The sequence below is a fragment of the Streptomyces sp. NPDC042336 genome, assembly GCF_055581985.1.
Window position 1 is genome coordinate 21259 of the sequence record NZ_JBVJEA010000040.1, and the last position, 22595, is coordinate 43853.

Consider the following 22595-nt stretch of genomic DNA (forward strand, 5'->3'; position numbering starts at 1 on the left):
GAAGCAGTCAACAGCCCCCCGAGTACAGCAGATCCGACCCCCACGGAGGACCCCGTGAGCACCGAAGACAAGCCCTTCTTCGACGACCCGAACGCGGCCCTGCGCGAGATCGCGCAGAACCCCGCCGCCTACGCGCACTACCTCGCGGACTTCAACAGGGTCGTGCTGGACATGCAGGCCAAGCTGGAGATCCTCCAGCGCGAGACCCGCCTGCACTGCCGCAAGACCCGCGTGGAGGGAGACAAGTGGGGCCAGGCATTCCTGCGCTCCTTCCCGGTGGAAAAGTCCCTGAACGACGTTCTCAACGACCTCAAGAGCATTAGTTCCGGGCTGGAAAAGAGCGCCCATAGGCGCCACGCCCACGACGAAAAGGTGGAAGAGGTCAGGAAAAACCGAAAGGAAAAGGCCCAGCTCAAGGCGCGTAAGAACAACCCGCCGCTCCAGGCCGCCCCGGAAAACACGGAGCAGCAGGGTGCACAGAGCCCGAATATGGGCTATGGTGGTCCCACGTCGATTTACAACCTGGACCGCAGGGAGTCGGCGTGAGTGCCGGTCGCCCGCTCACGAGAGCAGAGCGAAAGGACTTCAACCGTGCAGAACACGAGCGGAAAATCAAGCAAGAACTGATCGCTCAGCACGGCGAAGACCTCGGCATCTTCTACTACTGGCTTCGGGTTGTGAATATCCGAGGCACGCAGGCGTATCGCGCAGGGAACACGGACTTCATCCGTGAGGTCGCGCTCGCCCTGAGCAACGTCTACAGCCGTCACGGCCGCTAGCTTCCGCGTCCCACACGAAGGGCCGTCTCCGATCTCGGGGACGGCCCTTCGGCGGTTCCAACGCGTGCCGCGCGTTACGCGCGCCGCGCGTGGCGCGCACGCGTATACGCGAGGCCGGTGCCGACTGTCAAGCCCAGGAGGAGGGGTCGCGTGTCCGACGACACCGACAGCAACGTGATCAGCCTCCCCAGCCGGGGCGGCGATTCCGGTGGAATGCCGGACGCTCCCGACGGCGGGGATCTCTTTTATCGCGAACCGCCCGACAGTGACTCGGGCGATGCCGTCCCTCCGGAGGCTCCGGCGGAGACGACAATGGAACTCCCGGCTATTCGCGGACCTATTTCCCCGGAAATCGCTTTGCGGGAAACGGGAATGCCCGACGCGCCGGATCCCGACGACGGAGAATACGAGGAAGGCGAATACGAGCAGCCTCGTTCTCTCGCCGATCGCCTCGGTGACTGGCTGGAATACCGGCTGGAAGTGGCGCGGGACCGGCACGCCGGGGAAGCGCCCTTCCGTGAGGCTGAAATAGCGCGTAAGGCTGCGCTTCTGGAAGCCCGCACCGCTCAGGAAACCGCGATGATGGAGCAGAACGCCAAGCTCCACGCCGCACAGATGAAATCGAAGGCCGACAAGGCGGCGGCGCGCGGCAAGGCCGACGCGGCGCGGTCCTCCAGCTCCGGCATGGGCGCCGACAAGGGCGGCCGCTCGAAGGCCGGCGGCGGGGGCGGCTCACGCGGAGGCAGCGGCAACTCCGGCGGCTCAGGCCGGGGCGGTACCGGCGGCGGCCGAGGCTCGGGGACGAACGGGTCCGGCGGCACCGGTCGCGGCTCCGGGAGCGGCAACTCCCCCAAGGGCGCCGGGAAGGGTTCTGATCGGTCCGCTGGCGGCCGTGGGGGCGGTTCCAAGGGCAATGAGTCGTCTGGGGGCTCCAAAGGCCGCCAGAACGGCTCTGGAGGCTTCGGCTCGGGTAAGTCCGGCACGGGCAAGGGCAGTTCGGGCGGCTCGGGCAAGAGCGGCTCGGGCAACTCGGGCTCCGGCAAGGGCGGCTCGAAGGGCGACGGCGGCAGGACGCAGAACTCGCCGGCCTCGAGCCCCCGGGCCGAACGGGCCCGCGGCCGCCAGGAGCGCGCCGCTGCCCGGCAGGCCGCCCGGCAGCAGCGGCGCAGCGCCAACCAGGCCGCCAACCTCGCCGACCGCAGCAAGGACCGCGACCAGGACCGCGCCGCCAACCAGGCGGCGCGCGAGGAACGCCGCAGGGCGAAAGCCGAGCGGAAGGCCGCGAGGAAGGCGAAGCGGGAGGCCGCCAAGGCCGCCGACGACCGCACCACCCTCGGTGCGGCCGTGGCGGAGGAAGCGCAGCGCCGCTGGGACAAACGCCGTGGAACCGAGAAGGACAAACCCGCGAAGGACCACAAGGCCAAGGACGCCAAGGACTCCGAGGCCACGACCAAGAAGATGCCCAAGGACGGCCCTGAGTCGTCTTCTGGCGGGCCGAGGGACGGCTCCGCGACCAAGGAGCCGGACGACGGCAAGAAGGGCGGCGAGAAGCCGTCTGACAGCCCCGGCGGCAGGGGCGCGAAGGACGGCCCCAAGCCCGACGACGTTAAGGACCCGCCGGGCACGGGCGACAGCGGTGACGACCGCTCGTTCAGGGAGAAGATCAAGGACTTCTTCACCAAGTCCGAAGAGGACGCTACCCCGCCCGAGGCGGAGGAGCCCTCACGGCTCCGGCCCGAAGACCTGAAGGTCACGGTGGACCGCCCCGGCGGCCCGACCCGCTCCCCGAAGTCCGAAGAGGCTGAGGAAGTCATCCCGGACGCGGTCATCGTCGAAGACGCGGCCGACCCCTTCGGAGCCACCGTCGCGAACACGGCGAGCCTCCCCCGGGCCCCCGAGCCCCACACCCAGCGTCCTGGCACCACCCGACCCACCGCACAGGAGGACCCCGTGGCATCGGAGGTCAGCAGGCCCACGTCGGGCCAGGCCGGCATGGCGGCCAAGCACCGCACCGACATCACTTTCGGCGAGTACCTGATGGAGATCGTGAACATCGCGATCGCCGCCGCGCTCGACAAGGACCGTGCCCAGGAGCTGGCCGTCGCGCTCGGCAAGGTCGCCGACGCCCTGCGGGACATGGCGGCCGACCTGGTCGGCGACCACAACATCGCCACCGAGGTCGTCGGCCAGGTCACGGACCTGGCCGACGCCGCGGACCGCATGAAGCAGCTGGCCGAACGGTGCGCCACCGAGTGCGAGGTCGCCTCCGAGGCCGCCCGGATCGCCGCCATGTCGGTCGGCCGCGTCTACGGCGAGGACATCGCGGCCATGGACGACGCGGGCCTGGCCCACGCCTCCGCCGCCGCCCACCACGACTAGGAAGGAGGTTCGCTGTGAGCGACCTCGCGCCCACCACCGGCGGCGGCGCTGCCGCCACGACCGACGGCGACAACCGCTACAAGGCCGTCCAGCAGAAACTCAAGACGCTGGGCACCGCGATGGACCTGGCCGGCGACGAGTTGGAGCAGTTGCTGCGCCGCATGCGCCTGAACGCCCAGCGCACGGAGGGCCTGGCCGTTGACATCGCCAACGCCGAACTGGACCGCAAGTTCATCGAGATGACCAACCAGGTGGCCGTCGCTCTCGGTGGCGCCGCCACCGAGGTCCAGAAGCTCCACGAGACGGCCCAGGAGGTGTCCGGCCTGGCCACGGCCGCGCGGCGTACGCACGCGCGGCTGTACGAGGGCCTGGACACCGTTCGCTCCGGTCGCAGGGAGCGCACCCCCAAGCCGGGCTTCTTCGCCCACTGACCCCCCCCGATCCCGTCGAAGTCCCCGATGGGCGGCCCGCCACCGACGGCGGGCCGCCCATCGTCACTCCCGAAGGAGAACGTCCCGTGTCCGTGCCGCGCAGCGTCGCCCTGGAGCGCACCCTCTACACCCTGGCCGCCCCGGTCCTCGCCGCGGCCCCGAACCTCTACCCCGACAGCCCCGTCAACACGGTCGTGCAGCTGGCGGGCGCGGCTGGTGTCGGCGGCTGGTTCCTCGCCTACAAGAGTGACGAGTCCGGCGCGGGACGCAAGATCCTGCGTTGGTCCCCGCTCGTGGCCGCCGCCGCCATCGACGTCGCCGCCCGGCACACGATCGGCTGGGGACCGTGGTGCATGGACGCCCTGCTCGCCGCCGGGTGGGCGGCGGCCGGCCTGCTCGTGATGCCGTTCTCCCGGCACACCCGCCGGGGACACCGGCCCGCGCTCGCCGCCCCGGCCCCCGCCCCGCAGCTTCAGCCCGCCCCCGAGCCGTCCCCGGCGCAGCCGGACGACGGCGCCGACGCCTTCACCCGGCAGGTCCGCTGGCTGTGGGAGAACCGCGGCATGCCCGGCCGCACCATCGTCATCAAGGCCACCCCGCACCCCGGCATGCCCAACGACCTGTCACTGCTGCTGCGCGCCTCCGAGGCCGGCCGGGCCATCTCCGGCCTCAAGGAGGACGACATCGCCGCCGCGTTCAGCGTCGACGTCACCGATGTCACCATCAGGGAGGTCGTCCGGCAGCACGGGCGCGAGGGCGGCCCTGCCTGGCGGGAGGTCGACGTCACCCCTGACGCGAACGACCGGCGCCGCAAGGCCCCCACCGCCCGCGAGTGGTGGGCCGACCGGATCGGCGCCGCCGGCGGGGCCGTGCCCGGCTCGGAGTTCGTCAAGGAAGTCCGCGACAACGAGCGCAAGGTCACCCACTACATCGCCCAGGTCCCCGACGAGGCGGGCGAGCCGCGCGTCAACCAGCACGCCCTGGCGGCCGCGCTGAAGACCAAGTACGACGAAGGCCGGCTGTTCGTCACCATCGACGGCAGCCAGATCCTGGTCTCCCTGTGGGACAGCTCGCCGCTCGCGCGGGTCTTCCCCGCAACGAGGGAGCTGCTGACCCCGGACAAGGACGGCCGGTGGGTGACCGGCTACCTCGGCAACGGTCAGCCCGCCCGCAACCGCGTCTACACCGACCGGGGCGCGGCTCACGGCCTGTTCGTCGCCCCGTCCGGCGGCGGCAAGACCCAGCTGATGGGCCTGCACGTCGCCGCCGACGCCCTGTTCGGCGCGGTGGTGTGGCTGGCGGCGGAAGCCCCGGATGAGAAGGCGGCCAAGCTGGGCGAGTACACCGACCGCTACGGCGTCGGCGCGCTCTACATGATTCGGCTCCTGCGGGCGCTGGACGCGCTGATGGAGATCCGCGGCGAGATGGTGTGGGAGGACGGCAGGGTCTACGACTGGGACCCGAACATGCCGGGCTGCCCCTACCGGATGCTGTCCGCCTACCTCGATGAGTTCCTCTCCGCCGCCCGCCACGGCGACTACGGCGCGGAGATCATGGACCTTGCCGAGAAGGTGTCGGTCAAGGGCCGCAAGTACGGCATCGGCATCAAGGTGGCCGGCCAGTCCATCTACGTGCAGGACGGGTTCACGCAGCTGCTGTGCGAGAACCTGCGCGAGAACTGCATCCCGGTCGTGCTGAAGGTCGCCCCCGGCAAGGTCGGCGCGATGTTCAAGGCGCTGGGCATCCCGTCCGAGAACACCCCCGACCCCCTCCCCCGCTCCTTTTCCCCGGAGGAGGCGGGCCGGATCGAGCGGGTGATGCGCGGCGAGCCCGAGCCGCCCGCCAACTCCAACACCGGCGGCGCCGGCTGGATCGTCGAAGCCAAGCAGCCCGAGGTCCTGCGCACCTTGTACATGGACTTCAAGAACGGCCTCGACGACTACTTCCCCGACGTCATTGCCACCCTGACCGACTACGAGATCCGCGAGCTCGAGTCGCGGGACCTGTGGTTCGACTGGACCGAGCCGCCCCGGCCCGGCGAGTTCGGCCCCGAGCCGGGCGACGACGAGGACAGCGACGACGACGGTGGGCCCAAGAAGGGCGGCGGCGGCCCGCGCCGTGGCGGCAGCAAGTCCGCCGCGCGCCGCGACACGGTCACCTCGCCCCGCCAGGCGCTGGAGGCCATCAAGAACCTCTCCGGCGTCTGACCCACCCCCCTCCCGCACCCCAACCCCCCGCAGGGCCCGGCCGCACCGGCCGGGCCCTGCCCACACCTGGAAGGACACACCGCCCGTGGCCGTATCGATCTCCGCCGTCGTCCTGCTCGGCATCGTCGTCTTCGTCCTCATCCGGGGCGGCTCCGTACGCCTCGGACCGGCCCTGGCCTGCGGCCTGTTCGGCTTCTTCCTCGCCTCCACCGGCGCCGCACCGCTCATCACCGACGCGATCGGCACCGTCACCGGCTGGATCTCCAGCATCTGAAACCGCCCCGGCCGCCGGCGTCGAAGGCGCCACCCCACCCCGCGCCTTCGACGCTTCCAGGGAGCCCCGATGCCTCAGACCCACCCCGCCATAGACCAGGCCACTCCGACCACCGCACCGCCTGCGCCGCCGACGGCGCTGTCCCTCGAGGAACGCCTGACGTTCATCAACGCGGCGATGAGCGTGAGGCTGGACGAAGCGAAGGTCGCCTACGAGGTCAACACGGCGCACATCGAAACCGAGCCCGTGGACCTGGCCGACGTCGTCACCGTTCCGCTGACCCCGACGTTCCAGCCGCCGGCGGAGTCCTACCCGACCCCGGTCGCGGCCCTTCTGCAGCGCGCCCACCACCGGTTGCTCACCGGCGGCTGGTGCAGGGACGTCCTGGTCGACGAGGACGGCGCCCGCTGCATGCTCGGGGCCATCCGAGCCGAGGCCCGCGGCGACAGCGGCCTGGAAGCCGACGCGGCCTCCGTGCTCCTGGACGCGATCCGCCGCAAGTTCGGCGACGACGTCGACTCCGTGCCGTCCTTCAACGACGCGCACGGATCGGCCCGCACCCCGCTCCGCATGGTCGACCAGGCCGCCGGCCTCGCCGACGCCCGCGGCCTCTAGCCCCCTGCTCCGGACCACCTGCCTCGCACCCGAACCCTCGCGGTCGGGTGCGGGCCAGGCCGTCCGGCCTGCGCACCACCGCCCACCACACCCGCCCGAGCGAGGGAGTCGCCCCGCCATGCAGTCCGACGACAAGCCCGTCAACGGCCAGCCCATCAACGGTCAGGACAACCCGAACTTCCTCGACCTGTTCAGCCAGACGCCCCCGCCGCCCGACGAGAAGGACTGGCCCCTCCCTCCGAAGCGTTTCGCCGGACTGCGCGCCGCGTGGCGGGAGTCCTGGCAGGAGGGCGGCTTCCTGTACGAGCGGTGGGAGGACGTCCGGCACGCGCGGTTCGCGGGCTGGCACGGGATGGCCAACTGGATCAAGGCGGCGCTCAGCCTCGCCAGCGTCTGCGCGTTCATCATCGTGCTGGACGCCGCCGGCGACATCGTCTCCGCCGTGGCCCACCGGATCGCCACCGCGACCCCGGAGACACAGCTGGCGTCCGATACCTCCAACAGCTTCTGGGCAGTGATCGACACCCCGATCCGCTCCTACATCGCCCAGCACACCGGTGACCTCGCCGTCAGCGGATCCGCCGTCTACGCCTTCTGGCAGGCGGTCGGCCTGTTCGGCCTGGTCGGCGGCTTCTTCCACAGCACCGGCGCCCGCATCACCTACAGCCTCTGGGGAGCGGCCAGCGTCGGCATGGTGTGGTCCGCCTCCCCCGCCGACGGCCGCACCGTCGCCACCGGGATCGCCGTCCTCGCCTGGACCATCGCCTCCGTCTTCGCCCTGCGCGGACTGAGCCTGCGACCGGTCATCCACACCGCCTTCCAGCCCCACATCGACATCCGCCCCCAAGTCCACGTCCCGCCGCAGCCCGTCCCCGCCCACGACGACCTGGACGACGAACCCGACAACGTCCACCCCCTCCAGCGCTGACACGGCACTGCTCCGCACCCGCAGCACCCGCTGAGACCTGACGCCCTGCCTGGCCCTCGCCCGCCCGTACCCCGGGCGGGCGAGGACCGTACAGGCCGCCCGGCCACCAACTCCCGCGCCCCGCCGACGCACCGACGTCAGCGGGGCGCGGTGACACCCACCCAACCGCTGGAGGAGAACACTCGTGCTCATCCCCCGCCCGCGCCGCCGGATCGGCCGGCCCCGCCCGCAGCGTCCCGGCCCCCGCTACCCGGCCCCCCAGCGTCGACTTCCCGGCTCCTGGAGCAGGTGATGGCCGACCAGGACGAGGACCTGGTCGACGTCGACCCGTACGACCCCGGCGACGGCTCCTTACCGGTCTTCCGCTGGAGGCAGGCCGGGCGCGAGAACCTCGCGACCCGCCGCCAGCTGCGGGAGATGGGACTGCGCCCGGGCGGACACGAGCCCGTCGCCCGGATCGAATGCCGCGGCGGGAAGCGGTGGGCGTGGCTGTACCGGATCGACCTGGCCAAGCCGAAGCTCCCGATGACGCTCGCGAAAGAGGCCGCGCTCGATAAGGCGATGGCTGCTCGCCAGACATGCGGCACTTGCCGCCGGCGCTACTTCCACTGCATCCCGCTGAAGACCTTGGGCTGCTGCTTGGAGTGCTACGACGGCACGCCCGCCGACCCCGCCTCCTACATCGCTCCCCCGGCCAAGCACCTGCTGGCCGCCTGATCCGAGAGGACACCAGCCCATGAGCACCACCCCCCTTGCCGCCTTCACCGAGCCGGACCGCCCCAAGGACCTGCTGATCCGGTTCATCACGGTCGGCGGCTCGTACGTGGACGTCACCGGCCCCGGCGAGCACTCCGACAAGAACCGCTGGAACTGCCACGGCTGCGGAGACTCCTCCCAGTTGATCCAGGGGGACTTCCTGTTCTGCATCCGGCCGGACGCCAACACCCACGCCACCACCTGCCGCGCCATCCCGCTGAAGTGACCGCCCGCCACCTGCGCGGCGCCCTGCTGCTCGCCGCCGCCGGCCCGCTCGCCGCGGCCACGGCCGCCGCCGCGCTCAGGGCCAGCCACCTCAAGGTCTACGCCGACAGGCACCGCATCGAGATCACCGCCCGGCCCCGGCCGCGCTGCCCGCGCTGCCACGGCGAGGGCAGCTGGTGGACCGGCGGCACCTTCCCCGAGAGGGAGGCGTGCGGCTGCTGGTCCGACCGGCGCGAGCTGCGCATCCGGCTCCTGCCCGTCCCGGCCTGGAACGAGCCGCCGTTCTGAAACACCACCGCCCCCGGCCGGAGACCGGCCGGGGGCGAAGGCACCGCGGGGCGTCCGCAGCATCGGCAAGAGGCCGGCCGCCCCGCTCCCCTTCACCCATGTCGAGATCAGGAGACCTCCAGCATGCCCCGTCTGCCCCTCACCACCGAACGCCTGGCCCTCTTCGGCACTCTGCTGGCCACCTTCGGCGAGCTGCACCCCCTCTGCGACCACTGGATTCAGGGGTCCACGTCGGCTTCCCTGAAGAGGCTGTACGGCGACCACCTCGTCTACCGGGACGGCACCCCCGTCGACCAGGACCCCACCCGCGAGGAGAACGGTGAGCCGGTCTGGGGAGCAAGCATCCTCGGCCGCCACCACGCGACCCGTCACGTCGCCTCCTACACCGCCGTGCAGGTTGCCGCGACCATCGGCATCACCCGTGCCTTCGGCTACCGCGTCACCCCCGGCGCGCTACTCGCCGGGGCGGCCATCAACGCCTCCACGCACGTCGCGATCGACCGCGGCGCCGTACTGCTGTGGCTGGCGAAGAAGACCGGCAAGACCGGCTACATCGAGCACTGCAAGGCCGCCCGCGTCGACGAAGACGGCACGGCCACCGCGGAGCTCACCGGGCCGGGTAGCGCGTGGATGGAGCTGGACGCGGCCCTGCACCGCTCCATCGGTATCGCGGCCGCCGTCGTCACGACCTGGCTCACCCCCCGCCCTGGCGCCCGCCGGTGAGCCGCAACCGCCTGGAACGCGTACGCGCCTCGGTCGGGATCGCCTCGCTGGCTCTCCAGCAGATCGAGGACGACCTTCGCGCCGAAGACGTCGACCAGGAGGAGCTCGCCGCGATCCTGCGCGAGCTCATCGAGGACACCGACCCGCCCGGAGGCTTCCTCGCGGCCGTGGCGCAGCTGGTCACCGCCGCCGCGCGCCGGGCGGAGCAGACCGAACCGGACCGCGACGGCGACGCCTCCTGCCCGCTGCACGAGGCCGCCGCCCTGCTCACCGACAACGCCGGGCTGCGCGTGATCTGGGCTGCCCGCGCCCTTCACCCCCAAGGAGAATCCGCATGACCGAACCCAAGCCCGAGAGCATCCGCTACACCGCCGACCCAGTCGCGATGACGCCGGAGGGTGACCACTACGTCTCCGAACAGCGAGCCCGGATCGCCGAGCTTCAAGCCCGCCCGGATCGGCTCACGCCGGACGACGCGCGATGGCTTCTTGACCGGCTCGCGTGGGCGGACTGGCACCTGGAAGAGCTGCGAGACCGCGTCGACGACGCCGGAAGCCTGATGAACACGAGTTACGTGTCCAGCGCGATCGACTACACCCGCTGGTCCCGGGGGACCCCCCGAGGGCCTGTGATCGCTAACCGCACCGACGGCCCCGGCACCGAGTTCACCGCCCTGCGCCGTCCCCAGCGCTGACCGGACGCTCTCCGTACGGCCCCGCCGCACCGCCCCCGGGCGGGCGACGGCGGGGCCGTGCAGTGTCCGTCCGGTCAGCCGAGACCGGACGACCGGCCCTCCCCGGAGGTCACCGTGCCCCTCGCCCGCCGCTCCCTCATGGAAGCCGCCGCCGCCCGCTTCGGCTGGCGCCGCGCCTACGGCGACACCACACAGGTCGACGCGCTGCTCACCGAGCAGACCGAGACCGCCTACACCGCAGCCGCCGACCACGCGGCCCTGGCGACCGCCAAGAACACCGACGTCCTCACCGTGCAGCCCTGCGTCCTGGACGTCCGCGGCCGCGTCCTGGCCGACGTCCTCTACCTGGAGGGCGTCCTGACCGGCGCCCGCAACCGCGGCCTGCCCCCGGAGCTCATCGAGCGCCTGGAGGACGCCGTCGGCCACGGCCACGAGCTGACCGTGCTGCTCGCGGACACCGTCCGCATCACCGCCGCCCGCGCGACCGGCCACTGAGCGCCGGGGCACGACCAGCAAATGGAGGGAGATGGGCCGTCATGCCGCTTCGCTACTTCGAGGTTGACGTCCCGATACACCACACCACCAACCGCCAGTTGAAGGGCGTACACGTCTTCACCGGTGAGGCGTCGTCCAAGAGCGAGGCCCTGCGCATCGCACACGACGTGTACGACGCGGCGCTCGCCGCGCAGCAGGCCGGACTCGAGGTTCCCGGCAGGCAGGCCGGGGGCTGGGGAGCGCGGGGGCTTCGGCCCGACTGGGCGCTCGACTGGCAGGCCGCAAAGGCCGGCCCTTGGAACGACCCCTGCAGCTGGCTCAGCCACGAGCCCTTCGAGCTGTAGGTCCGCCCCGGGACGGCCGCCAAAGGCCGGAAAACCAGTCGGCCGCCCCGGGCCACCCATCCCGTACATGACGAGAGGGAGAGACCAGTATGGCCTCCACCGTGCGCGTACAGGCCCCGATCGGGCAACGCGCCCTGCTCATCACCACACTCGCCGTGCCACTGACCGGCTGGACCGTCCACGCGGTCAGCCTGCACCGCAAGCTCGCCGCCGCCCGCCGCGACCCGCTCACCGGGCTGCTCGGACGCGACGGCTTCACCGCCAAGGCCCGGCAGATCACCGACCGGTACGGCGACCACGCCCTGGTCGGGATCGTGGACCTGGACCACTTCAAGCAAATCAACGACGGACCGGGCGGGCACGCCGCCGGCGACCGCGTCCTGGCCGCCACCGCGCAGCGGCTCACCGCCTGGGCGGGCAGCCGCGGGGCGGTCGGCCGACTCGGAGGGGACGAATTCGCCTTCGCCGTGCGGATCGGACCCGCACGCCGCGAGCTCCGTCTCGCCCAGCTCGCCACGCTGCTCGCGCAGCCGGTGGAGGTCGACGACGGCGCCCTGGTCGACGTCGCCGCATCCGTCGGCGCCGCCTGCCCGGCCATCCTCGGCACCCGCGACCTGTCCCCGCTTCTGCGGGCCGCCGACGCCGCGATGTACGCGGGCAAGCACACCGGCCGCGCCGTCCTCGCCGGACCGCAGCACGCCACCGTGCCCTCCACCAACGGCCGCCGCGCCGGACGGCCGGGCACCAGCACCCTGGGGCGGGCGGCATGAGCGAGACCCCCACCGACCCGGGCACCTGGATCCGGGGCATCACGATCCGCCAGCCCTGGACGACCTGCATCCTCGCCGGGAAGGACGTGGAGAACAGGCCGGCCCCCTGGTCCTGGCGCGGCTGGCTGCTGCTGCACGCCGGGCAGGCCACCGAACGGGCCCCGATGCGCGACCCGCTGGTCGCCACCACGATCCGCAGCCGCGCCCTGCACACCCGGGCCGTCATCAGCGTCGCCCGCCTCACCGACTGCCACCAGGACGCCGCCGGCACCGCCCCATGCTCCCGCTGGGCGCAGCCCGACGCATTCCACCTGGTCCTCTCCGACGTCCAGGAGCTCGCGCTCCCTATCCCGTGGCTGAACGGACAGCTCGGGCCGTGGCGCCCGACGCAGGACCTCGTGGACCAGGTCCTCCTCCAACTCCCCCACCTCGCTCCGGAGGGCACCTCATGAGCGGCAACCGCACCGGCATCGCCAAGTTGCCAGACATCGTCCTCGCCGACGACCGGATCCCCTTCCCTCACACCGACCAGGCCCTGAGCTGCCGCACGGAACCCGGCCTGTTCGCCATCGAGGACATCCACAACACCGACGAAGACCCCCGCGCCCGGGAGAAGGCGCTCGTCAAGGCCAAGCACGCCTGCTCCGGCTGCCCGATCGTCACGGGCTGTCTGAAGTGGGCGCTCGCCAACGCCGACTTGACGAAGGCCGGGGTGTGGGCGGCGACCACCGCCCGCGACCGCAAGCAGCTGCGCAAGCAGCTCGTGGTCCGGCTCGGGGACGACTGGGTCGGCGTGGTCGCCGAACAGGACCGCCGCCGCCGTGAGCGGCAGCGCGCGGCGCGTGCCGTGCCGCCGACCGTCCGCGAACTGGCCCTCGCCCGCCTCGAGCTAGAGGGCATCCCCACGCGGCCCGCGCCGTACAACCGCTGGAAGGAACCGATCACCCCCGCACAGGCCGCGGCCAACCGGCGCGTGCTGGAGCTGGTCGCCAGCGGCAAGGCCGCGTGATGTTCACCGACTGGACCGAAGCCCTCGAGGCCGAAGCGCTGCCCCTGGACCCGAACCCGCAGCATCAGCTCGCCGCCGCGGCCCGGGTCACCGCACGCAGCTCCCGCGACAAGGACGACCTCGGGTTGCTCCTGGACGTCCTCGGGCTGCCCACCGACACCGACACCCTCACCGCCCTGCTCCCCCTCATCCCGGAAACCGGAGACGCACCCACCATGACGAACACCCCCGCCGCCCCGGCCCTGTCCGCGCACGAGGCCATGGCGATCTCCATGCACAACAACGGCGACACCGAGCAGGCCATCCGCGAGGCCACCGGCCTGAGCGAGACCGAACTCAGCGACCTCATCGCCAACCAGGCCCTCGGACTGCCCCGCACGGCCGCCGACGCCCCGGCCATCGACGTCCCGGTCGTCCCGCTCGCCGTCTCCAACGAGATCCAGGAACTGCTCGACTGGGCGGCCGCGCACCCGGCCGCCTCAGTCCGCAGCCGCGCCGCCCGCATCACCGCCGACCTCTCCGAGCTGACCGACCGCCGCGACAGCGAGGCCGCGCAGCACGAGGCCGAAGAGAAGGTCGCCAAGGCCAAGGCCGAACTGGAGAAGGCGCAGGAAGAACTGCGCACGGTGAAGGCCGGCACCCGCACCACCACGGCGGCCGCCACCGCGCCCACCCCCATCCGCTCGGGCCTGGGCAGCGGCCGCACCCGGGAGGAACTCGCCGCCATCAGGACGTGGGCGCGCGCCAACGGCCACCAGGTCGCCGACGCGGGCATGATCCGCAAGGCCGTCCTGGAGGCGTACGACGCCGCCCACCAGGCGCCGGTCCAGAAGGCCGGCTGACCCATGGCCGACGACGCCATAGCCCTGGACGGCTTCCTGGACGAAGAGACCGTGCCCGGCGACCTGCACGGCAGCACGGCCCGGTTCCGCCTCACCGTCTCCCCGACGGACGAGCGCACGGACGCGATGATCCTGCCGTGCAGCGTCGCCGACGCGGAGCTGGCGCACGCGGTCATCCACGACCTGGTCCCCGGCGACAAGCTCCGCGTCACCGGCCACCTCCGGCTCCCCCGCACGCCGGACGAGCCGATATGGCTGGTCGTCACCGCGCTCACCGTGCTGGAGACCGCGCCGCTGATGACCGACCCGGCCACAGTCGCCACGGCGGTCATCGAGCGGTACGGGCCGTACGCCTGCTGGTTCGACGCCGACACCACCGACGTGGAGGTGTTCACCGAGGGCGGCACATGGGTCGGCACCGCACCCGAGCCGAACGACCTGAGCGAACTGCTCGAAGCCTTCGAGCACCGCCAGGCCGCCGGCGGCGAGTAGCGGATCCGCCGTGCCCATCCGTCCCGAAAACCTGCACCGATACCCGCGCGACTGGAACGAGATCAGCGCGCGGATCCGGTTCGAGCGGGCAGGCGGCCGCTGCGAGTGCACAGGCCACTGCGGCCTGACGCACCCGGGCGGCCGCTGCCCGGCCCTCCACGAGCAGATCCACCCCGACACCGGCTCCGTGGTCGGCCTCACCACCGCCCACCTCAACCACACCCCCGAAGACGTGCGAGACGAGAACCTGCTCGCCGCCTGCCAGCTCTGCCACCTGCGCATCGACCACGGGCACCACCGGATCACCCGCTCGATCACCCTCGCTGCCCGCGCGACCGCCGCCGGACAGCTCGGCTTCCTCGCCGACGCCGACCTCGAGCGCACCGAGCCGCCGGCCCCGCCCCGGCCGACCGCGCCCCGCACAGCACGCCCCGCACTCCAGCTCTCCTTCACCGACCAGGAGGCACCCTGATGCCCGACCAGTCCACGCGCACCGTCCTTGAGCGCTTCCCCGCCGGCGGCCCCCGCGGCTCCTGGCCCGCAGACGAGTACGCCGCCCAGCAGCAGGCCCAGGGACAGCCCGCCAGGGTCGTCATGGACCTGCGCTCCGACAGCTTCCTCGTCATCGCCGACAATCCCGCCACGTGAGCGCCCGCTTCCGCCTCTGCGGCCACGGCACCGGCCCGCTCCACCCCGGCGACCACATGGCCGTCGCGGAGTTCGCCGCCATGCTCACCGCCCGGCGGAGGCCGGCCCCGTGGATCGGCCACGGCGACGTCGCCGTCCGGATCACCTCCGACGCCCGCGCCCTGGAGCGCGGCCGTCCCGCCGAAGGGCAGCAGCCGGACGCCGACCCCGTCACCCTGGTCCTCATCCACCCCGACACCGAGACCATCCTCACCGGCACACTCCTCTGCGCCAGAGCACGAATCCACGGCGCGTGGATCGAGCCCTACCGACTCATCACCCACGCCCTCGCCGGGCGCGCCCTCCCACCCGACATCGACCTGAGGACCTGAGCACACGAAGCGGCCCCCGCCGTCCCGGACCTCGCAGTCCGAGCGACGAGGGCCGCTTTTTTGCGTTTTGAGAGCTCTGGCCGAAAGAGGTGACGTTGCTGCTTGCGCTCACGGGGGAGTCACGTCCCTCTGAGGCACCGGGTGTTGTACGCGTACAACACCCGTTCTCCTGCCCACGCAGGCTTCCGCAATGTTGTACGCGTACAACATCCGGCCCTGCCACGGCGAGCGAACACCTACCGAAAAGCTGGGCGACAAGCAATCCTGCCGGGCCATCATTGATCGATGACTCCTGTGCCGGAAGATCCGTTCGAAGAATCACGTGACCCGGCGCGGCGGATCACGCCAGTAACACGACGCGACATCTTCGACTACATCAGGAGCCTTCCCACCTGGCACGGCCGCCTTGACGAGATCGACTTTCTGGCACGCCTGTACGACCTGGAGGACCTTCCTTCGGAGGACCGGCGCTTCGACACGTTCCGCGAAGACATCGTGCAGCACCGCTACAACAACTACGACTGGGATGACGCCTGGATCTTCATCGATCCTCGCCTGCAGCTCATGAGCGGTCCGGACGAGAAGCTTCTGGGCTTCCTCGCGCAGATGGTCCATCCCGTCGTGTGCGCTGACCCGGGCGAATCAGCCGAGATGGTTGCCGAGTTCAACCGGCTGCTCCAGCCCGACGGATGGACGTTGAAGCCGTCAAAGCAGCTCTCGGGACGCCCGGTCTACGCTCCCGCGCTCATGAGGGGCGCGCACACGACCGCCATCGGCTACGCCCATCAAGCTGCGGCCCGCCTCGATGCGGAGTACATCGCCCAGCAGGTGACGCGCATGGAAGGGGCGGTCGAACTGGAGCCTGAGCTTGCCATCGGGACAGCCAAGGAGTTCCTCGAGAGCATCTGCAAGACGATCCTGGACGATCGCCAGGAGTCCCACCACAAGAACGACGACCTGCTTGTCCTGCTCCGCAAGACCACTAAGTGCCTGCAGCTGACACCCGACCACCTCGACTCTGCCGCCGCTGGCGACACAATCAAGCGCATGATGATGAGCCTCGGTCAGCTCGCGCAGGGAGCAGCTGAGCTGAGGAACGCCTACGGCACCGGCCACGGCCGATCAAAGGCACAAGCATCACAGCGACTCACTCCGCGGCACGCCCGCCTCATCGTAGGCAGCGCATCTGCCCTGGGCGTTTTCCTGTACGAGACGCACGAGGAAGGTGGTGCTTCCGCCGCAGTCGGCCCGGGTTTGTGACGACACGGCAGAGGGGCGGATGTTGTACGCGTACAACATCCGCCCCTCTGCCAGTCACGGCTTGCTGGGCTCAGACCTGAACCTTGGCGCTGGATAGCCGTTCCAGCAAGAGTTCGGTCAGTGCCGTCAGGTCTTCCGCGGACAGATGGTCTGCCAGAGCGTCAGCGACGTGCTCGATATCCCTGATCTCGATCACGGCGGGCGGGGACTGGACGGCGGGTGGCCGTTCCGGGTTCTGTGCTGGCAGGACAGTCGACTGCTGGTCCGTGCCCTTTGCCGACTGAGATTCGGCGACGGCATCCGTACGGGGTAGAGCCGGATGGGACGTCTTGTCGCCCGCACCGTTAGCCATAGGGGAAGCCGGTGTGGTTGCAGCACTACTGTCCAGTTGCGCCGGTACGCCAACGGAGGCATCGGCAGAACCCGTTTCCCCCAGCTCGCCACGTCCCTGGGCCTGGCTGCGGGCCGCAGCCAGCAAGGCGCGCTCGGCTTCCTTCTCGGCAGAGCGTGCCGCCTTCTGGTCCCTGAGGAACTGCAGAAGGTCCACCTCTGTCAGCTCGGGATTCTCCTTGAGCTGCCGAACCAGCAGGCGTCCATCCCGTTCCGGGAGACCGCCGGAGCTGAGCATCGCCTGAATGGCCTCGGGCAGGTCCAGCAGCGACAGCTGATGCGTGATCCACGACCTGTCCTTGCCCAAGTGCTCCGCAGCGCGGGCACGAGCCCCGCGCTCCGACTCCTCCGCGCACACGGCAACGAGCTCGCTGATACCGCGGGCCCGCTCGATGATGTCGAAGTCCGCGCGGTCCAGATTCTCCTTGAGGAGATGGTTTATGAACGTCTCGCGAGAGGCCGCCAGTTCATCGCGCACGACGAAGTCCAGCGCCTCCAGACCGACCTGGCAGGCACTGCGGTAGCGGCGCTCTCCGTTCACGAGGACGTGCTTGACGTCGCCGATGCGGTCTGCGTGATCAGGCCACAGCTTCAGGTAGACGTCGCGAGAAACGGCCACGCACGCGGCGAGCTGTGCAGCACGAAGTTCCTCGCCGAAGCGGGTCAGCTCTTCCGGAGTGCCGAAGTTGCGGCGGGGATTGAGCGGTGTGGGGGAGACATCGTTCAGTTGCAGGCGTACGAGTTCGTATGCCGGAATGTCGCCCTGAGTGATGGCTTTCGCCCGACCTCGGTCGCTGCGGCCCCGCGGCACATTCCCGAAGGAGGACCCGGTGCCCAGCCGGTCTGCGGCCTTCATCCGTTCACCGCCAGGGCGATCGTGCGCATGACTTCGGACTGCTCACAGTCGGGTGCGGAGGTCAGCAGCGGCTGCTTGAGGCGGGCCGCTTCTCGCTGTTCCTTGCGCTCGGGGATGATGCCCAGAACCGGCGGGTCTCCGATCGACTTCCAGCTGTCGAGGGAGGAGGTCGCGATGTAGCCCTTCCGGCTGTCGTACATGTTGACGATGAATCCCAGCTTGCTGATCTCGATGTCGAGGTCGGACGTGAGGTCTTCGATCTGATCGAAGAGCATGTCGTAGGCGTCCGCGGAGGAGTCCTCGGCCAGGACGGGGATCACGACTCCGGAGGTCTCGGCCTCCTCGCCGTCACGGGTACGGCCGTAGTACAGGGCGGTGTCCATGGAGTAGCCCAGGCTGGGTGGGCAGTCGATGATGATGTAGTCGAACTCGTGCTCCAGGGGTTCCAGCGCCTTCTCCAGAGCGATCTCCTTGATCCGCACGTGCCGGGTGGTGGCCAGCTTGGCGTCTAGCAGGAAGGCGTCCTTGCAGCCAGGCAGTAGGAACAGGCGGCCGCCGAAGCTTCCTTCCTCTATCGGCACGAGCAGGTCCCGCAACTTGCCCTTGCCCTCGCCCAGCATGTGCTTGGCCAAGCTCGGCTCGCCGATGTCGAGCATCGGGTAGCCGAGCTGCTTCGTCAGGTGGCACTGGGGATCGAAGTCGATCAGAAGGACGCGCTGTCCGGCCTCGGCCAGTGCTTCGGCGACGCCGGCGGACGTGGCGGTCTTACCGACACCGCCCTTCTGATTGCCGAAGATCAGACGGCGGGCGCCGGTAGTGCGGGGGATACGGCGGGGGGAGGGGTGACTGTCGAGCCACAGACGGATTGCCTGAGCAAGGCCCTGATTGAAGGCGATATCGCGGCCCTTGCAGACATCCTTGAACTGGCCGTACAGCCCCGTGGGAAGGTAAGTGGCGAACGAGGCGCCGCCTGAGGTGTCGACCTGCGCGTGGGGCGAGTCATCTACCTGCCAGGCCTGGACGCCTTCGGTGACGGCATCCTTGATGTCCACGCCCAACTCGGCTGCGCGAACCTTGAGTTCCTGCCGTAGTGCGGCAGGCAGCTTTGCTACTACCTTTTCCCGACTGTCGGGACTGTACGGTGCGGTCATGAGGTTACCTTACTCACCGCCTTGTGCTTGGCAAGCAACCCCGCCGACCTGCACGCCGCTACTTGGCAACTTCGGCAGTTGGTTGACCACGAGAACCAACAACTGCCCCCAGCGAGGCGCTGCTCCCACCCTTGGCTGGACTGGTCATCGCCCGCGAGGCCCGGCGACTTGGTGAGTAGGCGTCAACGCCACGGCCAAGCTGAAGCCCATCGACGCAAGACGGTCAGACTCGCACATCGGGCTGGCTTCCGAAGTCACCCGAGGCCACTTCACCGCCCGCGCTTAGCGAGGAGCCCCGTTACTGGAAGCGGCTGAGCTCGAGCGGACCGGGACGCCCCAGCGGCTGACGACACCGTGGACTGCAGCGGATGCCCGCTCTGAAAACGCCGTGACTCTTCCGCCTGAGGGTCGTTGCCCACAGCAGAGTCGCTCTGTGAAGGCTCCAGCTCAGCAACTGCTACCCCGTGAGTAGCAGCTCTGCAATGACAGCTGAAATACGCTCCGCGTGATCGCTGCTGGCGCCTCTGTCTCATGCGAACAGCCAGTGTCAGGTCACGGGGCTGGCACGGAAAACGAACCATGGAGTCCCACAACCAGGCACGAGCCAACGCAGCACGGCGACGGCAGCGCGAGACCGGCGAGTCCTACGCGGCCGCGCTACAAGCGGTCCGGCTGGACAGGCTGAGCCGGCTCGGCGACCTCAGCGAAGCAGACGGCACAACAGGGGGCGCGTCCGCCAGCCTCCACGAGCAGCCTGTACCCGAGGAGCTGACAGAGCTCGTGCGGTACCACTCGCACCGCATTGCCAAGTACCTCTACTTCGCCGTCGACGAAGGCCACTACCGAGACGACCTCGCGGAGTGGCAGCGCAACACGCTGTACAAGCTCACCGACGCCCTGGAACACCTGCACCTGCTCATCGGGACGATCGCTGCCTACCTGCGTGAAGCAGGAGTGACGGACTACTTCCTGCGCCGCTACCTCCAAGTACGAGATGACCGGCAGGTCGAGGCGTACTTCACCCCGAGCGTCGAGGAGCACCTGGCCGGCCTCCTGGGCAGGGAAGCACCGCAAGACTCAGTTGTCTGGCACGAGGTCGGCCATCACATCGCCACCCACTCGGGATGGAGCAAGCCCGAACGGCACGATGAACTCGAAGTGCTCCTGCACGCCGCCTACGCCAACTACCCAGACGACTCCCAAGCGTTTGACCACTTGCCCACAGCCCTGCGGGAGCGCGTCCTCGCCGTGCTCCCTCACTTGAAGGTCGACCCCGATGTCGGCGACCGCTGAGAGCCTGTTTCCGAACCCGGATGTCATGAAGCGTGTTGTGTGGTGCTTGGGTCCATGCATTGCTGCGCGTTGCACCCCGTACACCATCGTTGTCGAGACCGTTGATCGCAACACTCATTACGACAGTGGACGCCTCGCTACGGATTCTGGAATGCCATTACGAATCACGTCTTCCAGATGGGAGCGTAAATTGTGGTGAGCGTAGTGGCGGCTCTGGTTAGAGTCCCCTTCGGGGATGAATATTCCCGCCGACAGGTAGACTCCAGTAATGGCATGGAACGGCCAAATGCAGTTAGCGGCGGCCGTGTCCGGCGGTGGGATTTCGATTCTGCTGAGATGCACTGCTTTGCTGATCGTATTGAGGTGTATTGACTTCCGAGGTGTTTCGGGAGCGGAGTCGTTCCGACCGCCGAGGGGGAGCCTGATTCCCAGGCTGTTGATCACGCTGTTGCTGACCAGCAGCATGGAGGGCCACGTTAGCGTTGACGGGCTGGGGCATGGGGGGCTGTTGCGGTGGAGTGTAGGCAGGGGGCGGGCCTGGGGTGTACATCGGAAGCTGCTCGTTGTCTGTGGCCGGGGCTTGAGCAGCATAGTCAGGCAGCGGTGGAGTGTCAGGCCATCCGGCTTCTTGGCAGAACGAGTCGACCAGGAATACCTCACCTGTGGCGAAGTTGAAGTGTTGTGGCGCTCCCGCAGGTCCAGGCAGTCCACTGGGGTCGTACAGATGCATGGCTTCTTCTGTTTGCGCGAAACGAAGTTCGGCCCGCCATAAAGCATCCTGCTCTGGTCGGGAAAGATCGCGTTCACTGATGCCTGCCGTCAACTCGTGAACGTACTGTCCGATCGGGAAGTTCTCGCCCCAGCAGTTCTCGGTTGCGTTCTGCGGAGTGAACCTGGCATGATCCCTGCGATCGATAGATCCCCGGGAAAAGCCTTGATTGCTCATGTATCCAAAATAATTACTTATTGCTGTTGCGATGTCGTCGGCTGACCATGCCCGCCCCTGACTGTCAGTCCATGGGTGTTCGGGGTTTCGAGTCCACGGCATTTCCACTTCTTGGTTGAGTCGTTTACGTATCGGGATTCTCCAGTGGCCAGGTTGCTTGTGAACCTGAGCTGGCCCTGTGAGCAACGGACAGGCTTTACCGACGGTCGCCGTACGCGGTGCGCCATGACCCGGATGCCGTCCTCACTAACGGATCCTGCATCTCAACGGTTCATGACGGAGACTGACGTCCCGCGTACCTGCCTCGGTCTCGCGCTGGCGGCAGACACGCGTTGATAGGCAGCACCTCTAACGTGCGCGTTTCACTTGCCACGGTGTACGGATCTTGATCGGGAACGCGAAAGTGCCCTCTGAGCTGGGATGATGAGGCTTGTCGAAGGTCTCTGTCATTCCAGCAGGAAGGCACTTTCTGCGTGCGCGCTACCGGGTCGCGCCCCAAGCTCGTCGTCTCGGCTGACGGCCACGGGGTGGTCAGCCATGCCAGGTCCCGTCTGCCGACCGATCTCGCTGACGATGCTTCGCCGGGGTGGGAGAGTGGTACTCCGAGCCGATGCGGGCTGCGCCAAGGCCAAGGTGATGGCCCTGGCCTTGAGAACGATCAGTCCCGCTGGGCTTCGCGGGAGGCCGGCTGTCCGCTTCTGCGGGAGCTTCGGCGGGCGATTCGCCTGGTCATCAGGGTGATCGCGGCCCAGGTGATGAGCGATTCCGAGTGCTGGATGAGCCGTTCGTAGTCCCGCGCGTGTCGGCGTGCGTGCATGACCCAGGCGTGTGAGCGTTCGACGACCCAGCGCCGTGGCAGAACGACGAACCCGGAGGCGTCCTTGGGGCGGCTGACTGTCTTGATCGTCAGGTTCAGGTAAGTCTTTGCCCAGGTCACGAGTTGTCCGGCATAGGCGGAGTCGGCCCAGACGATGGTGATCTCGGGGTGCATGAGCCGCAGCCGGAACAGGACTTCCTTAGCCGCATTGCGGTCGGCCATGTCGGCCGGGGTGACCATGACGAACAGCGGCAGGCCCTTGGTGTCCACGACCAGGTGCCGCTTGCGGCCGTTGATTTTCTTCCCCGCGTCGTAGCCGCGGGAGTCCTTGCCGACGGTATCGGCGGCCTTGATCGACTGGGAGTCGATGACGGTGGCGACCGCGCCAGGCGCCTTGCCCATGTCCCGGCGGATCCGCTTGCGGAGCTGGTCACGGATCTGTCCGATGACGCCGCAGGCGGCCCAGCGTGCCATGAACCCGTAACAGGTGCGCCAGGGCGGGAAGTCCTTGGGCAGGGGTCGGGTAGCCGGGGCACATCGCTGTGTCCCGGCCCCCTCAGAACCGGCCATGCCCGCTTTCCAGGCAACCGGCTCAAGCAAGCCCCAAGGGCG

General features: G+C 69.4%; 28 protein-coding genes and 1 pseudogene. 26 read left to right on the forward strand and 3 right to left on the reverse strand.

Translation table 11 applies throughout. From position 1 onward, the window contains the following. The first annotated feature begins 54 nt into the window (after positions 1-54). From ACZ6IM_RS39590 to ACZ6IM_RS39710, 25 genes are all read left to right on the forward strand, one after another. Complete coding sequence (locus tag ACZ6IM_RS39590; RefSeq protein WP_307018441.1) at positions 55-546, forward strand: hypothetical protein; 492 nt, start codon at positions 55-57, stop codon at positions 544-546. Continuing rightward, positions 543-779, forward strand: a complete 237-nt coding sequence (locus ACZ6IM_RS39595; protein ID WP_307018443.1) for a hypothetical protein — start codon at positions 543-545, stop codon at positions 777-779. The genes ACZ6IM_RS39590 and ACZ6IM_RS39595 overlap by 4 nt, the downstream gene beginning before the upstream one ends. A 579-nt stretch (positions 780-1358) precedes the next feature. After that, positions 1359-3158 (forward strand): ATP/GTP-binding protein, encoded by a 1800-nt coding sequence (locus ACZ6IM_RS39600; RefSeq protein WP_469563840.1) that lies wholly within the window; start codon positions 1359-1361, stop codon positions 3156-3158. A gap of 14 nt (positions 3159-3172) precedes the next feature. Beyond that, on the forward strand, positions 3173-3589 hold the full coding sequence (locus ACZ6IM_RS39605) for a conjugal transfer protein TraB (protein WP_217246115.1): 417 nt from the start codon (positions 3173-3175) through the stop codon (positions 3587-3589). 86 nt (positions 3590-3675) lie between these two features. Then, entirely contained in the window at positions 3676-5796 is a 2121-nt protein-coding gene (locus tag ACZ6IM_RS39610; protein WP_469563843.1) for a chromosome segregation protein ParM, read from the forward strand. An 85-nt stretch (positions 5797-5881) separates the two neighbouring features. Beyond that, positions 5882-6070 (forward strand): hypothetical protein, encoded by a 189-nt coding sequence (locus tag ACZ6IM_RS39615; RefSeq protein WP_199579408.1) that lies wholly within the window; start codon positions 5882-5884, stop codon positions 6068-6070. 69 nt (positions 6071-6139) lie between these two features. Further along, a complete protein-coding gene (locus tag ACZ6IM_RS39620; RefSeq protein WP_469563847.1) occupies positions 6140-6685 on the forward strand; it encodes a DUF6197 family protein in 546 nt (181 codons plus the stop codon). A gap of 118 nt (positions 6686-6803) precedes the next feature. Continuing rightward, a complete protein-coding gene (locus ACZ6IM_RS39625; RefSeq protein ID WP_469563850.1) occupies positions 6804-7613 on the forward strand; it encodes a hypothetical protein in 810 nt (269 codons plus the stop codon). 291 nt (positions 7614-7904) lie between these two features. Further along, positions 7905-8330: an RRQRL motif-containing zinc-binding protein gene (locus ACZ6IM_RS39630; protein ID WP_402277632.1), complete on the forward strand. Its 426-nt coding sequence runs from the start codon at positions 7905-7907 to the stop codon at positions 8328-8330. A gap of 19 nt (positions 8331-8349) precedes the next feature. Then, the gene (locus tag ACZ6IM_RS39635; RefSeq protein WP_469563854.1) at positions 8350-8595 is read left to right on the forward strand and encodes a hypothetical protein; all 246 of its coding nucleotides are present in this window, start codon (positions 8350-8352) and stop codon (positions 8593-8595) included. Continuing rightward, positions 8592-8882: a hypothetical protein gene (locus ACZ6IM_RS39640; RefSeq protein WP_469563857.1), complete on the forward strand. Its 291-nt coding sequence runs from the start codon at positions 8592-8594 to the stop codon at positions 8880-8882. Before ACZ6IM_RS39635 ends, ACZ6IM_RS39640 begins: the two co-directional genes overlap by 4 nt. A 123-nt stretch (positions 8883-9005) precedes the next feature. Continuing rightward, positions 9006-9605, forward strand: coding sequence for a hypothetical protein (locus tag ACZ6IM_RS39645; RefSeq protein WP_469563864.1), 600 nt, complete (start codon positions 9006-9008; stop codon positions 9603-9605). Next, the gene (locus tag ACZ6IM_RS39650; protein WP_469563867.1) at positions 9602-9943 is read left to right on the forward strand and encodes a hypothetical protein; all 342 of its coding nucleotides are present in this window, start codon (positions 9602-9604) and stop codon (positions 9941-9943) included. The genes ACZ6IM_RS39645 and ACZ6IM_RS39650 overlap by 4 nt, the downstream gene beginning before the upstream one ends. Further along, on the forward strand, positions 9940-10299 hold the full coding sequence (locus ACZ6IM_RS39655) for a hypothetical protein (RefSeq protein ID WP_469563870.1): 360 nt from the start codon (positions 9940-9942) through the stop codon (positions 10297-10299). Before ACZ6IM_RS39650 ends, ACZ6IM_RS39655 begins: the two co-directional genes overlap by 4 nt. Positions 10300-10413: 114 nt before the next feature. Then, complete coding sequence (locus ACZ6IM_RS39660; protein ID WP_469563873.1) at positions 10414-10794, forward strand: hypothetical protein; 381 nt, start codon at positions 10414-10416, stop codon at positions 10792-10794. A gap of 41 nt (positions 10795-10835) precedes the next feature. Then, positions 10836-11138 carry a hypothetical protein gene (locus ACZ6IM_RS39665; protein ID WP_469563876.1) on the forward strand — a complete coding sequence of 101 codons (303 nt, stop codon included), beginning with the start codon at positions 10836-10838 and terminating at the stop codon, positions 11136-11138. Between the two features lie 89 nt (positions 11139-11227). Beyond that, positions 11228-11908 carry a GGDEF domain-containing protein gene (locus ACZ6IM_RS39670; protein WP_469563879.1) on the forward strand — a complete coding sequence of 227 codons (681 nt, stop codon included), beginning with the start codon at positions 11228-11230 and terminating at the stop codon, positions 11906-11908. Then, positions 11905-12360: a hypothetical protein gene (locus ACZ6IM_RS39675; protein ID WP_469563882.1), complete on the forward strand. Its 456-nt coding sequence runs from the start codon at positions 11905-11907 to the stop codon at positions 12358-12360. Before ACZ6IM_RS39670 ends, ACZ6IM_RS39675 begins: the two co-directional genes overlap by 4 nt. Then, entirely contained in the window at positions 12357-12917 is a 561-nt protein-coding gene (locus tag ACZ6IM_RS39680) for a WhiB family transcriptional regulator (RefSeq protein ID WP_469563884.1), read from the forward strand. Before ACZ6IM_RS39675 ends, ACZ6IM_RS39680 begins: the two co-directional genes overlap by 4 nt. Then, positions 12917-13759 carry an Lsr2 family DNA-binding protein gene (locus ACZ6IM_RS39685; protein WP_469563887.1) on the forward strand — a complete coding sequence of 281 codons (843 nt, stop codon included), beginning with the start codon at positions 12917-12919 and terminating at the stop codon, positions 13757-13759. Before ACZ6IM_RS39680 ends, ACZ6IM_RS39685 begins: the two co-directional genes overlap by 1 nt. Before the next feature lie 3 nt (positions 13760-13762). Then, positions 13763-14251: a hypothetical protein gene (locus ACZ6IM_RS39690; protein ID WP_469563890.1), complete on the forward strand. Its 489-nt coding sequence runs from the start codon at positions 13763-13765 to the stop codon at positions 14249-14251. 10 nt (positions 14252-14261) lie between these two features. Beyond that, entirely contained in the window at positions 14262-14723 is a 462-nt protein-coding gene (locus ACZ6IM_RS39695) for a hypothetical protein (protein ID WP_469563893.1), read from the forward strand. After that, positions 14723-14899, forward strand: a complete 177-nt coding sequence (locus ACZ6IM_RS39700) for a hypothetical protein (RefSeq protein WP_469563895.1) — start codon at positions 14723-14725, stop codon at positions 14897-14899. The genes ACZ6IM_RS39695 and ACZ6IM_RS39700 overlap by 1 nt, the downstream gene beginning before the upstream one ends. Beyond that, on the forward strand, positions 14896-15270 hold the full coding sequence (locus ACZ6IM_RS39705; protein ID WP_469563898.1) for a hypothetical protein: 375 nt from the start codon (positions 14896-14898) through the stop codon (positions 15268-15270). The genes ACZ6IM_RS39700 and ACZ6IM_RS39705 overlap by 4 nt, the downstream gene beginning before the upstream one ends. Positions 15271-15555: 285 nt before the next feature. Further along, positions 15556-16530, forward strand: coding sequence for an abortive infection family protein (locus tag ACZ6IM_RS39710; RefSeq protein ID WP_469563900.1), 975 nt, complete (start codon positions 15556-15558; stop codon positions 16528-16530). A 70-nt stretch (positions 16531-16600) separates the two neighbouring features. Here ACZ6IM_RS39710 and ACZ6IM_RS39715 read toward each other — a convergent pair whose 3' ends face one another. Together ACZ6IM_RS39715 and ACZ6IM_RS39720 are read right to left on the reverse strand one after the other, a co-directional pair. Beyond that, positions 16601-17776: a ParB/RepB/Spo0J family partition protein gene (locus ACZ6IM_RS39715; protein ID WP_469563903.1), complete on the reverse strand. Its 1176-nt coding sequence runs from the start codon at positions 17774-17776 to the stop codon at positions 16601-16603. Continuing rightward, positions 17773-18927, reverse strand: a complete 1155-nt coding sequence (locus ACZ6IM_RS39720) for a ParA family protein (protein WP_469563906.1) — start codon at positions 18925-18927, stop codon at positions 17773-17775. The genes ACZ6IM_RS39715 and ACZ6IM_RS39720 overlap by 4 nt, the downstream gene beginning before the upstream one ends. Positions 18928-19506: 579 nt before the next feature. Here ACZ6IM_RS39720 and ACZ6IM_RS39725 point away from each other — a divergent pair. Then, a complete protein-coding gene (locus ACZ6IM_RS39725; RefSeq protein ID WP_469563908.1) occupies positions 19507-20220 on the forward strand; it encodes a hypothetical protein in 714 nt (237 codons plus the stop codon). Positions 20221-21878: 1658 nt separating this feature from the next. Here the strand turns inward: ACZ6IM_RS39725 and ACZ6IM_RS39730 are convergent. After that, positions 21879-22505: pseudogene (locus ACZ6IM_RS39730) on the reverse strand (IS5 family transposase); the annotation flags it as partial. Positions 22506-22595: the final 90 nt, after the last annotated feature.